Origin of the sequence: Variovorax sp. VNK109, from assembly GCF_049445855.1 — a bacterium.
In the GTDB taxonomy this organism is placed as follows: Bacteria; Pseudomonadota; Gammaproteobacteria; order Burkholderiales; family Burkholderiaceae_C; genus JAGOCV01.
Window position 1 is genome coordinate 53328 of sequence record NZ_JBMSDV010000006.1, and the last position, 13833, is coordinate 67160.

Consider the following 13833-nt stretch of genomic DNA (forward strand, 5'->3'; position numbering starts at 1 on the left):
TAGAATGGGCGCTTCTCCAAGTACGCCAGCGGAATGACAGTTGGCCCTGGGGCGCCCGATCCGGGCGTTTCCATGGCGCCAGCAGGAAGTAGCCAGCCGTGTTCATCACTTCAACACCATGGCCATTTCCTCTACACACCGCTTCCCGTCCCTGCGCTCAGCCGCACCCCGTCTCCGTCATTGCCTGGCGCCCGTCCTGTCGGCGCTTGCACTGGGCGCGTATGCGCACACCCCGTATCTGCTGCCGACCAGCTTCGACATCCAGCCCAACGAAACCATCAGCGTCGAAGCGAGCTTCACCGAGAAGTTCTTCGTCCCCGAGGTCGTCTTCGGTGAAACGCTATTCGCCATCACGGCACCCGATGGCACACAGCTGCCGTTCGGCGACATCCGCCAGTTCAAGCTCCGCACGATCGCAGAGCAGAAGCTGCCGAATGCCAAGGGCACGTACCGCCTGAGCACGGGCCCGCGTCTGGGCGCGATCTTCCGCAGCTGGGAGCGTGACGGAAAAACCGTCGTGGCGCGTGACCCCAAACAGGTGATGCCGGCCGATGCGAAGCTGATCAGCCACTACCAGTCGCTGTCGGTTTCCGAGGCCTACGTGACGGCCGGTGCCCCGACTCGCGACGCATTGAAGCCACGCGGACGCGGGCTCGAAATCGTGCCTGTCACGCATCCCAGCGACCTGGTCACCGGCGAGAAGTTCGAGTTCGTCGTGCAGCACGACGGTGCGCCGCTGCCCGATCAGAAGGTGGACATCTACCGCTCCGCCATGGACCTGTCGAACCAGCACAGCGCCGACAGCCTGAAGACCGATGCGCAGGGGAAGATCTCGTACGCGCTCGCCAAGCCGGGCATCTACCTCGCGCTGATCCGGCATCGGGCCACAGCGCCGGAGGGTGCGGCCGCCCCCATGTACGGCTACAACTACACCCTGACTTTCAGGGTGCAGACGCCCTGACGGATGCCATGGAGGACGTCAATCGTCCTCTGTCGCATCGAGGCCGGGGAAAAGCACCTCGGTGAACCCGAAGCGCGTGAAGTCACGCACGCGCATGGGGTAGAGCTTGCCGATCAGGTGGTCGCACTCGTGTTGCACCACGCGCGCGTGGAAACCTTCGGCGATGCGGTCGATGGGCTCGCCCTTCGGGTCGAAGCCCGTGTACCGGATGCGCGACCACCGCGGCACCACGCCGCGCAGGCCGGGCACGGAGAGGCAACCCTCCCAGCCCTCTTCTTCTTCCGCACCAAGCGGGGTGATCACCGGGTTGCAGATCACCGTGCGCGGAACGGGCGGTGCATCCGGATAGCGCGGATTGACGGTGTCTGTGCCGAAGATGACGAGCTGCAGGTCGACGCCGATCTGCGGTGCGGCGAGCCCCGCGCCGTTCACCGCATGCATCGTCTCGAACATGTCGGCGATCAGTGCATGGAGTTCCGGCGTATCGAACTGGGCGATAGGCTGGGCGATGCGCAGCAGGCGCGAATCACCCATCTTGAGTATTTCACGGACGGTCATGCGGCAAGCATACCTTTCGGCATCGGCTCAGACGGCTGCGCGGCTTCAACCCGCCAGCAACGCGCGCATGCCGTCTTCGTCGAGCACAGGTACGCCAAGTTCCTGCGCCTTCGCCAGCTTGCTGCCCGCCTCGGCACCGGCGACGACGTAGTCCGTCTTCTTGCTCACCGAGCCGGCCACCTTTGCGCCGGCGGCTTCGAGCAGGTCTTTGGCTTCGTCACGGCCCAGCGTGGGCAGTGTGCCGGTGATGACAATCGTCTTGCCGGTCAGCGGCTTGGGGGCCTGTGCGGTGGGCTCGCTCTCGGGCCAGGTGACGCCGCAGGCGCGCAGCTGTTCGATCACTTCGCGGTTGTGCGGCTGGCTGAAGAAGGTGTGCAGGCTCTGCGCGACGATCGGACCGACGTCGTTCACTTCGAGCAGTTGCGCTTCGGTTGCGTCCATGATGCCGTCGAGCTTGCCGAAGTGCCGCGCCAAGTCCTTCGCCGTCGCCTCGCCCACGTGGCGGATGCCAAGGCCGAACAGGAAGCGCGGCAGCGTCGTCTGCTTGGATTTTTCCAGTCCGTCCAGCAGGTTCTGCGCGGACTTCTCGGCCATGCGGTCGAGTTCGGCAAGTGCACTGAGGCCGAGGCGGTACAGGTCGGGCAGCGTGCGGATGATGTCTGCGTCCACCAGTTGGTCGGCCAGTTTGTCACCCAGGCCTTCGATGTCCATCGCGCGCCGCTGCGCGAAATGCAGCAATGCTTCCTTGCGTTGCGCCTTGCAGAACAGGCCGCCTGTGCAGCGGTAGTCGGCCTCGCCTTCTTCGCGCACCGCATCGCTGCCGCAGACCGGGCATTTGCGTGGCATGGTGAAGAGTTCCGCGCCCGGCTGGCGTTTGTCGGCCAGCACAGACACGACTTCGGGAATCACGTCCCCCGCGCGGCGCACGATGACGGTGTCGCCCACGCGCACATCCTTGCGGCGGGCTTCGTCTTCGTTGTGCAGCGTGGCGTTGGTGACGGTGACGCCGCCGACGAACACCGGCGCGAGCTTGGCCACCGGCGTGAGTTTGCCGGTGCGGCCGACCTGCACGTCGATGGCCTGCACCGTCGTCAGTTGCTCCTGCGCAGGGTACTTGTGCGCGACGGCCCAGCGCGGCTCGCGCGTCACGAAGCCCAGTTGCGACTGCAGCGCCAGGCTGTTGACCTTGTAGACGACACCGTCGATGTCGAAGGGCAACTGGTCGCGCAACGACCCCATGCGTGCATGGAAGGCGACGAGGCCCTCGGCACCCAGCACCACTTCGCGATGGTCGCTGACCGGCAGCCCCATGGCCTGCATCGCACGCAACACGCCGTCCTGCGTGTCGGGTTTGTCGTCCCAGCCCTGCGTCTCGCCCCAGCCGTAGGCGTAGAAACTGAGCGGGCGTTGCGCGGAAATGGCCGGGTCGAGCTGGCGTACGGCTCCGGCGGCCGCGTTGCGCGGATTGACGTAGGTCTTTTCGTTCTTCTGGCCGGCGGCGATCTTCTCGCGCTGGCGTTCGTTGAGCTTGTCGAAATCGTCGCGGCGCATGTAGACCTCGCCGCGCACCTCCAGCACATGCGGCGCCTTGCCGGTGAGCCTGAGGGGAATCTGCCCGATGGTGCGGATGTTCTGTGTGACATCCTCGCCGATCTCGCCGTCGCCGCGCGTGGCGGCTTGCACCAGCACGCCGTCTTCATAGCGCAGGTTGATGGCGAGGCCGTCGAATTTCAGTTCGGCTTCGTATTCGATGGCGGGCGCCTCGTCCGAGGCTTCGAGCGGCAGACCCATTTCGCGCCGCACGCGGGTGTCGAAGTTGCGCGCGCCCGTGGCTTCGATGTCGGTCTCGGTGCGGATGGAAAGCATCGGCACCTGATGGCGCACCTTGGCGAACGCGTCGAGCGCCTTGCCGCCCACGCGCTGCGTGGGTGAATCGGGCGTCAGCAGCTCGGGATGCGCCGCTTCCAGCGCCTGCAGTTCGCGGAACAGCCTGTCGTACTCGGCGTCCGGAATCTCCGGCTCGTCGAGCACGTAGTAGCGGTGGGCATGGTGATGCAACTGCTGGTGCAGCTCGGTAACGCGGGCCTGCGGCTGGGAAGGATTCTTGTCTGCCATGGTGGGGAGTATCTGCGCCGGAATCGCTGGCCGGTGCCTGGGTATGTCAGCTGAACAGCCGCCGCGCGAGCACCGAGCCGGCCGACAGGTCGCGCGCGTCCAGCGTGTCGTAGAGCTTCTCGAGGTCGGCGCCGATGACATCCATGGCCTCGGGCTGGAGCATGTGCCCGTTGTCGTCGGTGATGACACCGTCCATGCCCTCGGCCAGTATCTGAGCGGCTTCGCGCATGCGCACGAAGGGTTGTTCGGTGCGGTAAACCTGCGGTACGTCCAGGCTCAACGTGACTTCGCGGATCGCGCTCTGTGCCGGGTCTTCGGCCATGGCGGCTTGCGTGTCGAACGACAACCCCAGCAGCGGCGGCAAGCCGGGCTCGGCGGACGACAGCACCATGCGCCCGGGGATGACGCCAGCCACGAAGCCGAGCCGTGCAGCGTTCTGATGAACATAGCCCGGGCTCCATGCGGCGCTGCGGGCGCGCAGCGTGAAGCTCAACTGGGCGTCATGCGAACTGGCGAACTGGTCGAGTTCGCGGCCGCGCGCCACTTCGTCCAGCATCTCGGGGAAGTCGGGGGTTCCGTTGATCGTGTCGGCGAAAGCCTGTGCCTTCATCACGAATTCGGAGTATTCGATTTCATTGAGCGCGCCGGTGCGGTTGGCCAGTTGCACGCCGGCCTGGAAGGCCTCGTACCAGGCGCCGTTCTCGGGCGTTTCCCACTGGCGCGTGGCCTCGTTCAGGCCTTCCACCGCGAATGGCTTGCTGCCCGCACGGCGCGTAGGCGGCATGGCAGCGATCGCCGCCTCACCGGACACATGGTTGTCCAGCGCGATATTGGCAATGACATCGATCAGCGCATCGAGGCCGGGCTTCTTCTCGGGCGCGGGCAGCTTGCCGAGCATCGGGTCGATCAGGTTGCCGCCGTCCGCGTCACTGTGCGCGCCACCCTCCGCGCCGATCGGCAGCGGATCGAACGTCGGTTCATTGCGCTCCGTGCCCGTGAAGGCTTCGTCGTAACCGCCGGGCGGCAGCGTGTCGCTCTCTTCGGTGGAGGCCTGGCGCGGCGTGTTGCGGCGCGAGGTCCACGCGCCGTGCGCGACCACCGCCGCCAGAAGCAGCCCGCCGATGATGGCCAACCCGACAGTGAGGTTGCTCATCGCGCGGCTCTCAGGCGGCTTCGGCCATGCCGACGGCCGATTCCATGTCCACCGCCACGATGCGCGAAACGCCCTGCTCCTGCATCGTCACGCCGATCAACTGCTCGGCCATTTCCATGGCGATCTTGTTGTGGCTGATGAAGAGGAACTGCGTTTCCTTGCTCATGCTGCTCACCAGCTTGGCGTAGCGCTCGGTGTTGGCGTCGTCCAGTGGCGCGTCCACCTCGTCCAACAGGCAGAACGGCGCGGGATTGAGCTGGAAGATCGCGAACACGAGCGCAATGGCCGTGAGCGCCTTCTCGCCACCCGACAGCAGGTGGATGGTCTGGTTCTTCTTGCCCGGCGGCTGGGCCAGCACCTGCACGCCGGAGTCGAGGATTTCGTCGCCGGTCATCATGAGCTTGGCGTTGCCGCCGCCGAACAGCTCGGGGAACATGCGCCCGAAGTGCTCGTTGACGATCTTGAAGGTGCCGCTCAGCAGCTCACGCGTTTCGCCGTCGATCTTCTTGATCGCGTCCTCCAGCGTGGTGATGGCTTCGTTCAGGTCGGCCGATTGCGCGTCGAGGAACTGCTTGCGTTCGCGCGCGGTGCTCAGCTCGTCCAGCGCCGCCAGGTTCACCGCACCCAGCGAAGCGATCTCGCGGTTCAGGCGGTCGATCTCGCCCTGCAGGCCGGTCAGTCGCACGTTGCCGTCCTGGATGGACTTGGCAACAGCTTCGAGGTCGGCCTGCGCGTCCGAGAGCAGTTGCGCGTACTGCTCGAAGCCCAGACGTGCGGCCTGCTCCTTGAGCTGGAAGTCGGTGATGCGCTGGCGCAGCGGTTCGAGTTCGCGCTCGAGTTGAAGGCGGCGCTCGTCGCTCGCACGCAGCTTCATGGTGAGGTCGTCGTATTCGCTGCGCTTGGCACCCAGCGCCTGTTCGCGTTCGAGCTTGAGCGCCAGCGCGCTTTGCAGGCCCGCCTGCGCGGCAGCGTCCGTCAGACGCGTCAATTCGTCGTGCGCACGTTTTTCCTCTTCGGCGATGGAGCCGGCCTGCTGCGACGCCGTCTCGATGGTGCGATTCAGTTCGCCGCGGCGCGCATCCAGGCTGCGCTGCGAGAACGTGGCTTCCTGCGCCTGGCGCTCCAGGCTGCGCTGCTGCTCGCGCGATGCGGCCAGCTTGCGTTCGGACTCGATGACACGTTCATCCAGTTGTGCATGACGCTCCTGGCTGTCGGCCAGTTGCATGTCGAGTTCCTCGAAGCGCGCCTCGGCGGAAACGCGTCGCTCCTGCAGGTCCTGCAGCATGGCGTCGACCTCGGCCATGTCGCCGGCGATCTGCTCGCTGCGCGCGCGGGTCTGCTCGGCCAGTTGAGACAGGCGCAGCGTCTCCACCTGCAGTTCATGCGCACGGCTTTGCGTTTCGGCCGCCTCACGGCGCGTGGTGACCAGGCGCTGCGACGCGTCGGAATACGCGGCTTCGGCGCGCACCAGTGCGGAACGGGCTTCCTCGCTGATCAGGGCCTGTGCCTTGAGCTGCTTGTCCAGATTCTCGATTTCCTGCGCGCGGGCCAGAAGACCGGCCTGCTCGGAGTCCTGCGCGTAGAAGCTCACGCTGTGCGCCGTGACGGCATGACCGCTCTTCACGTAGATGACTTCGCCCGGCTTGAGCTGGGTGCGTGCCGCCAGGGCTTCCTCGAAGCTCGGTGCGGTGAAGCAGCCGTGCAGCCAGTCGGACAACAACGCTTTCTGCCCTGCGTCGTTCAGGCGGAGCAGATCAGCCAGGCGCGGCAGCGCGCCGGCAGCCTCGGGCACGGAGGCTTGCGGCGGCGAGTAGAAAGCCAGCTTGGCGGGCGGCGGATCACCACCGAAGGCCCGCACGATGTCCAGCCGGCTGACTTCCAGCGAGTTCATGCGCTCACGCAGCGCGGCTTCGAGCGCGTTTTCCCAGCCCTGTTCGATGTGGATGCGGCTCCACAGGCCCTGCAGTCCGTCGAGGCCGTGCTTCGCGAGCCAGGGCTTGAGCTTGCCGTCGGTACGGACCTTCTCCTGCAAGGCCTTCAGCGCTTCCATGCGCGCAGACAGATCAGCCTGACGCGCGCTTTGGTTGTTCACGTCCTGCTGGCGTGTGCGACGCTCTTCATCGAGCTGCGGCACGCTGTCCTGCAGTTCGTGAAGCCGGGCGTCAGCGGTTTCTGCGGCTTCCTGCGCAGCTTCGAGCTGCTGGCGCAGGTTGACGAGGCGCGCTTCGTCCGGCGCGGCCAGCGCATTGCGGTCGGCCGTCAGCCGCTCGTGGCGCATGGTGAGCTGGCGCGACTGTTCCTCGATGTTGCGCTGGTCGGCGGCCAGCACCTGGATCTGCTGCTGCACCTGCACGACGGTGGCGCGCTGCTCGGCCGAGCGCGACTGCGCCTGGCGCAGCGCTTCTTCGAGGTCGGGCAACTGCATGGCCTGCTCTTCCACCTGTGCAGCGAGAAGCACGGCCTGTTCTTCGGCGTTCACTGCCTGTTCGGCCAGCGTTTCCAGCTCGGCCTGCGCGTCGTCCTTGCGCGCGGCCCACTGGCCGGTCTGTTCCTTCAGTTGCTGCAGGCGCAGTTCGACGCGCTGGCGGCCCTCGACCACGAAGCGGATTTCGGCTTCGAGGCGCCCCACTTCGGCGCTGGCCTCGTACAACTGGCCCTGCGCCTGGTTCACCTGGTCGCCGGCCGCGTAGTGGGCCTGGCGGATGGTTTCGAGATCGGCCTCGATGTGGCGCAGGTCGGCCACGCGCGATTCGAGGTCGTTGACGGCCTTCTCGGCGTCCTGCTTGATCCTGGCCTGCTCGCTTTCGCTCTCGGCACGGCGCAGGAACCACAGTTGCTGCTGCTTGAGCGTCACGTCCGACTGGAGCGTGTTGTAGCGCTGGGCCACTTCGGCCTGCTTTTCCAGCTTTTCGAGGTTGGCGTTGAGTTCGCGCAGGATGTCTTCCACCCGCGTGAGGTTCTCGCGCGTGTCGGACAGGCGATTTTCCGTCTCGCGGCGGCGTTCCTTGTACTTGGAGACGCCGGCTGCTTCCTCGAGGAACAGGCGCAGTTCTTCGGGCTTGGATTCGATGATCCGGCTGATCGTGCCCTGGCCGATGATGGCGTAGGCGCGCGGGCCGAGACCGGTGCCCAGGAACACGTCCTGCACGTCGCGACGGCGCACCGGCTGGTTGTTGATGTAGTAGCTGCTGGTGCCGTCACGCGTGAGCACGCGCTTGACGGCAATCTCGGTGAACTGGCTCCACTGGCCGCCGGCGCGGTGGTCGGCGTTGTCGAACACCAGTTCGACGCTGGAGCGGCTGGCCTGCTTGCGGGTGGTGGTGCCATTGAAGATCACGTCCTGCATGGACTCGCCGCGCAGTTCGGACGCGCGCGATTCGCCCAGCACCCAGCGCACCGCGTCCATGATGTTGGACTTGCCGCAACCGTTGGGGCCGACCACGCCGACCAGCTGGCCCGGCAGCATGAAATTCGTGGGTTCGGCAAAAGACTTGAACCCGGACAGCTTGATTGAATTGAGACGCACGGCGGACCCTGTTTGTTTTCGACCCGAGTCGTGAAGCTAACTCGTTGATTCGCATGTATTTTTTGCAGCCCTGTCTGTCGCAGGGAAGGCATGATGTTAACCGAGCCGACCTGTGGTGCGGGTGCTGAAGTTGTGAGCGATTGCCGGGATAATCCAGCGCCATGAATCCCCTGTTGTCCAAACTGCAGCCCTACCCCTTCGAGCGGCTGAAGCAGTTGTTTGCGGGCGTGACGCCCGACCCCGCCCATCGCCCCATCAGCCTGGGCATCGGCGAACCCAAACACCCCACACCGCGGTTCATCAAGGACGCACTGGCCGGCAGCATGCAGGAACTGGCCGGCTACCCCCCCACTGCAGGCGACCTGAAGTTGCGTCAGTCCTTCACCGGCTGGCTCGAGACCCGCTATTCGCTCGACCTCGACCCGGCCACGCAGGTGCTGCCGGTCAACGGTTCTCGCGAGGCGCTCTTCTCGCTGGTGCAGACCGTCATCGACCCGACGAAGGACGGCGGACCGCCCTACGTCGTCTGTCCCAATCCGTTCTATCAGATCTACGAGGGCGCGGCCCTGCTCTCGGGTGCGCAGCCTTATTACGCGCCGTCCGACCCGAAGCGCAACTTCGCGGTGGACTGGGACAGTGTGCCGGTCGAAGTCTGGCAACGCACGCAACTCGTCTTTGTCTGCTCGCCTGGCAACCCCACGGGCGCGGTGATGCCGCTGGAGGAATGGAAGAAGCTGCTCGACCTGTCCGCGCGCCATGGCTTCGTCATCGCTTCCGACGAATGCTATTCCGAGATCTACTTCCGCGACGAGCCGCCGCTCGGTGGACTCGAGGCGGCTGCGAAGCTGGGACGTGGCGATTTCCAGAACCTCATTGCATTCACGTCGCTGTCCAAGCGGAGCAACGTGCCCGGCATGCGAAGCGGCTTTGTGGCGGGCGACGCGAAGATCATCAGGAACTTCCTCCTCTACCGCACCTACCACGGCAGCGCGATGAGCGGCATGGTGGCGGCCGCCAGCATTGCCGCCTGGGGCGACGAGCAGCATGTGGTCGAGAACCGCACGGCCTACCGGGCCAAGTTCGCGGCGGTGACCCCGCTGCTGGCGGAGGTGCTCGACGTGAAGCTGCCGGACGCCAGCTTCTACCTCTGGGCGGGCGTGCCGGCCTCGTGGAACGGGGACGATGCAGCCTTCGCCAAAGCCCTGTATGCCCAATACAATGTCACGGTGCTGCCGGGCAGCTATCTGGCGCGCGAATCGGGGGGATTCAATCCGGGCCGCGGCCGGGTGCGCATGGCGCTGGTGGCGGAGACCGCCGAATGCCTCGAAGCCGCTGAGCGCATCGTGCGCTTCGTGCGTGGTGCCTCCTGATTTTCCGTTTCACATCCAAAGCAACTCAGTCCCTTCTTCCATGACACAACAACTCCAGAGCATCATCGACAACGCGTGGGAAAACCGCGCCAGCATCTCGCCCGCCGCGGCGCCCAAGGAGGTGAGCGACGCCGTCGAACACGTGATCTCCGAACTCAACAACGGCAAGCTGCGGGTGGCCACGCGTGAAGGCGTGGGCCAGTGGACGGTGCACCAGTGGATCAAGAAGGCCGTGCTGCTGTCGTTCCGACTGAAGGATAACGAGATCATCAAGGCCGGTGACCTGGGCTTCTACGACAAGGTGCAGACCAAGTTCGCCCACCTGTCGCCCGACGAGATGAAGGCCACCGGCGTGCGTGTGGTGCCGCCGGCCGTGGCTCGTCGCGGCAGCTACATCGCCAAGGGCGCGATCCTGATGCCCAGCTACGTGAACATCGGCGCATACGTCGACGAAGGCACCATGGTCGACACCTGGGCCACCGTGGGTTCCTGCGCACAGGTCGGCAAGAACGTGCATCTCTCCGGCGGCGTGGGCCTGGGCGGCGTGCTGGAGCCGCTGCAGGCCAACCCGACCATCATCGAGGACAACTGCTTCATCGGCGCGCGCTCGGAAATCGTCGAAGGCGTGATCGTGGAAGAGAACTCCGTCGTCTCGATGGGCGTGTACATCGGCCAGAGCACGCCGATCTACGACCGCACCACCGGCGAGACCACCTTCGGTCGCGTGCCGGCCGGCTCGGTCGTCATCAGCGGCAGCCTGCCCAAGGACGGCGGCAAGTACAGCCTGTATGCGGCGATCATCGTCAAGCGCGTGGACGCGCAGACGCGCGCCAAGACCAGCCTGAACGACCTGCTGCGTCCCTGACGCAGCCTTGATGCAGCACCACACGCACTGACCGGCTACGACAGATAAAGCAACGAAACAGGGGAAGAGCATGGCCACCACGATGGGAACGATGGAACGGATTCTTCGGCTGATGGCCGAACGCAAGGCGTCTGACGTGTACCTGTCCGGCAATGCCCCGGCGCTCATCAAGATCAACGGGCAGTGCGTGCCCATCAACAGCCAGATCCTGCCGCCCGAGGCGCCGCGCAACCTCATCGGGGAGATCCTGCCCGACCCGCAGTTGCGCGAGCTGGAGGAAACCGGCGAGCTCAACACCGCCGTGCCGCTGGACGGCGCAGGCAACTTCCGCATCAGCGCCATGCGCCAGCGCGGCACGTACGCCGTGGTGATCCGCTTCATCGCAAGCGACATCCCCCCGCTGGACAAGCTCAATGTGCCCGAGATCCTCAAGGAACTCATCATGGAAAAGCGCGGCCTGCTGCTGATGGTCGGCTCCACCGGCGCCGGCAAGAGCACGACGCTCGCGTCCATGATGGACTACCGCAACGAGAACGCGCACGGCCACATCCTCACGATCGAGGAGCCGATCGAGTTCATCTTCCGCAACAAGAAGTCCATCGTGAACCAGCGCGACGTGGGCAGCGACACCAAGTCCCTCCACACAGCGCTCAAGAACGCACTGCGCCAGGCGCCTGACGTCATCCTGATCGGCGAGATCCGCGACCGCGAGACCATGTCCGCCGCCATCGCCTACGCGCAGTCGGGGCACCTGTGCCTGGCCACCATGCACGCCAACAACAGCTATCAGGCGCTGAACCGCATCCTGAGCTTCTACCCTGTGGAAGTACGCGCGACCATGCTGGGCGATCTGGCCGCCGCCATGAAGGCCATCGTGTCGCAACGGCTGCTGCGCACGCCGGAAGGCTCGCGCGTGCCGGCGGTCGAGGTCATGCTCAACAGCAAGCTGGTGGCCGAACTCATCGAGAAGGGCGACTTCTCCGGCATCAAGGAAGCCATGGAGAAGGCACTGGCCGAAGGCTCGCAGACCTTCGAGGCCGACATCGCCCGCCTCATCCAGAGCGGCAAGGTCGACCGCAAGGAAGGCATCTCCCACGCCGACTCGCCCACCAACCTGATGTGGCGCCTGCAGAACGACTTCCAGCAGGCGTCGGCGGTCCAGTCGTCCGACAACGCGTCCTTCATGGACCAGGGCGACGAGCCGTCGTTCACCGAAATCACGCTCGACGTGAAGCACTGATGTCCCGCACCCTGCAACTGACCGAACAGCTCGTTTCCTGCGCCTCCGTCACGCCCGAAGACGCGTCCTGCCAGTCACTGATCGCCGCGCGGCTCGCGCCTCTGGGCTTCAGGTGCGAAACCATCGTCAGCGGCCCCGACAACTTCCGCGTGACCAACCTCTGGGCGCGCAAGGACAGCACGGTGTCCGGCGCAAAGACGCTGGCCTTCGCCGGCCACACCGACGTGGTCCCCACAGGCCCGCTCGCGCAGTGGACGAGCGACCCGTTCACACCGACGCACCGCGACGGCAAGCTCTATGGACGCGGAGTCGCCGACATGAAGACATCGCTCGCCGCATTCGTCGTGGCAGCCGAGGAATTTGTCGCCGCGACGCCCTCGCCTGCGATCAACATCGCGCTGCTGCTCACCAGCGACGAGGAAGGTCCGGCCAACGACGGCACCGTGATCGTCTGCAACGCCCTCAAGGCCCGCAACGAGAAGCTGGACTACTGCATCGTCGGTGAGCCCACGTCGGTGGAGCGCACCGGCGACATGATCAAGAACGGCCGGCGCGGCACCATGAGCGGCAAGCTCACCGTCAAGGGGGTCCAAGGCCACATTGCCTACCCGCATCTGGCGAAGAACCCGATCCACAGCTTCGCGCCCGCGCTGGCCGAACTGGTCGGCACCGGCTGGGACAAGGGCAACGACTTCTTTCCGCCGACCACGTGGCAGGTGAGCAACATCCACGGTGGCACGGGTGCGAGCAATGTCATCCCCGGCACGGTGGTGATCGATTTCAACTTCCGTTTCTCCACCGAATCGACACCCGACGGCCTGCAGAAGCGCGTGCATGACATCCTGGACCGCCATGGTGTCGACTACGACCTTCAATGGACGGTGGGCGGCCTGCCCTTCCTCACCACGCCGGGCGACCTGGTCGGTGCGGTGCAGAAAGCCATCAAAGACGAGACAGGGCTGGACACGCAACTGTCCACCACCGGTGGCACGAGTGACGGACGGTTCATCGCGCAGATTTGCCCGCAGGTGATCGAGCTCGGCCCGCCGAACGCCACCATCCACAAGATCGACGAGCACCTGGCCGTGGCCGACATCGAGCCGCTCAAGAACATCTATCGCCGCGTGCTGGAGAACCTGCACGCGCAGCACACCAACGCATGACCGTCATCGAACTCGTGGAAGCCGCGGCCCTGGCGCTCGAACGCGGCGGCGTCTCCTTTGGCCACGGCACGAGCAACGCCTTCGATGAAGCGGCGTGGCTGGTGCTGTGGAAGCTCGGCCTGCCTTTGCATGAACTGGACGAAGTCTCCGGCAATGACGTGCCTGCTGCGCAGGTCAATGCCGTTCAGGAACTCGTCGCACAACGCGTTTCCACGCGACAGCCTGCGGCTTACCTGACAAAGGAGGCGTGGCTGCAGGGCGTGCCGTTCTACGTGGACGAGCGCTGCATCGTGCCGCGCAGCTTCATTGCCGAACTGCTGGCCGACGGCGGCATCGACGCCTGGCTGGGCGACCACACGAAGCGCGTGCTCGACCTGTGCACCGGCAACGGCAGCCTGGCCGTGCTGGCCGCGATGTCCTGGCCCGAAGTCACGGTGGATGGTGCCGACATCTCGCGGGACGCGCTGGATGTGGCGCACATCAACGTCCAGAAGCACGGACTGCAGGACTACGTGCATCTCCTGCAGTCCGACGGCCTTGCGTCCGTGCGCGGTCCGTACGACCTGATCCTGTGCAACCCGCCCTACGTGAATGCACGGAGCATGTCCGCGCTGCCCGCCGAATATCGCGCCGAACCCGAGCTCGCGCTTGCGGGCGGCGAAGACGGCATGGATTTCATACGCACGCTCCTGCGTGACGCGCCTGCCCACATGACGCCACACGCCGTGCTGGTCCTGGAGATCGGCAACGAGCGCGAAAATTTCGAGAAAGCATTTCCGTCGCTCGAAGCCGTCTGGCTCGAGACGAGCGCCGGTGAAGACCAGGTGCTGCTGGTGACGCGCGAGGCGTTGCTGGCCTCGTAGATCACTTTCTCCTGCTTCT

Annotated in this window: 10 protein-coding genes; 6 read left to right on the forward strand and 4 right to left on the reverse strand. The window is 65.5% G+C overall.

All coding sequences use genetic code 11. The annotated features are described in order from the left end of the window. The first annotated feature begins 118 nt into the window (after positions 1 to 118). Entirely contained in the window at positions 119 to 961 is an 843-nt protein-coding gene (locus ACO2Q9_RS18130) for a DUF4198 domain-containing protein (protein ID WP_423313345.1), read from the forward strand. 18 nt (positions 962 to 979) lie between these two features. On the opposite strand, the gene def is transcribed toward ACO2Q9_RS18130, so the two are convergent. Genes def through smc form a run of 4 tightly spaced genes read right to left on the reverse strand, consistent with a single transcriptional unit; the run spans position 980 to position 8313 of the window. After that, complete coding sequence (def, locus tag ACO2Q9_RS18135) at positions 980 to 1519, reverse strand: peptide deformylase (protein ID WP_423313347.1); 540 nt, start codon at positions 1517 to 1519, stop codon at positions 980 to 982. 45 nt (positions 1520 to 1564) lie between these two features. Continuing rightward, entirely contained in the window at positions 1565 to 3634 is a 2070-nt protein-coding gene (gene ligA, locus ACO2Q9_RS18140) for an NAD-dependent DNA ligase LigA (protein WP_423313349.1), read from the reverse strand. A 46-nt stretch (positions 3635 to 3680) separates the two neighbouring features. Next, positions 3681 to 4787 carry a cell division protein ZipA C-terminal FtsZ-binding domain-containing protein gene (locus ACO2Q9_RS18145; RefSeq protein WP_423313351.1) on the reverse strand — a complete coding sequence of 369 codons (1107 nt, stop codon included), beginning with the start codon at positions 4785 to 4787 and terminating at the stop codon, positions 3681 to 3683. Positions 4788 to 4797: 10 nt separating this feature from the next. Continuing rightward, positions 4798 to 8313: a chromosome segregation protein SMC gene (gene smc / locus ACO2Q9_RS18150; protein WP_423313353.1), complete on the reverse strand. Its 3516-nt coding sequence runs from the start codon at positions 8311 to 8313 to the stop codon at positions 4798 to 4800. Positions 8314 to 8474: 161 nt separating this feature from the next. Between smc and dapC the strand changes: the two genes are divergently transcribed. The 5 genes from dapC (at position 8475) to prmB (ending at position 13814) form a co-directional block, all read left to right on the forward strand. Next, positions 8475 to 9683 (forward strand): succinyldiaminopimelate transaminase, encoded by a 1209-nt coding sequence (dapC, locus tag ACO2Q9_RS18155; RefSeq protein ID WP_423313355.1) that lies wholly within the window; start codon positions 8475 to 8477, stop codon positions 9681 to 9683. Positions 9684 to 9723: 40 nt separating this feature from the next. Further along, complete coding sequence (gene dapD, locus ACO2Q9_RS18160; RefSeq protein WP_423313356.1) at positions 9724 to 10548, forward strand: 2,3,4,5-tetrahydropyridine-2,6-dicarboxylate N-succinyltransferase; 825 nt, start codon at positions 9724 to 9726, stop codon at positions 10546 to 10548. Positions 10549 to 10630: 82 nt separating this feature from the next. Further along, on the forward strand, positions 10631 to 11788 hold the full coding sequence (locus ACO2Q9_RS18165; RefSeq protein ID WP_423313776.1) for a PilT/PilU family type 4a pilus ATPase: 1158 nt from the start codon (positions 10631 to 10633) through the stop codon (positions 11786 to 11788). Beyond that, positions 11788 to 12951 carry a succinyl-diaminopimelate desuccinylase gene (gene dapE / locus ACO2Q9_RS18170; RefSeq protein ID WP_423313358.1) on the forward strand — a complete coding sequence of 388 codons (1164 nt, stop codon included), beginning with the start codon at positions 11788 to 11790 and terminating at the stop codon, positions 12949 to 12951. The genes ACO2Q9_RS18165 and dapE overlap by 1 nt, the downstream gene beginning before the upstream one ends. Next, positions 12948 to 13814, forward strand: coding sequence for a 50S ribosomal protein L3 N(5)-glutamine methyltransferase (gene prmB / locus ACO2Q9_RS18175; RefSeq protein ID WP_423313360.1), 867 nt, complete (start codon positions 12948 to 12950; stop codon positions 13812 to 13814). The genes dapE and prmB overlap by 4 nt, the downstream gene beginning before the upstream one ends. Positions 13815 to 13833 lie beyond the last annotated feature (19 nt).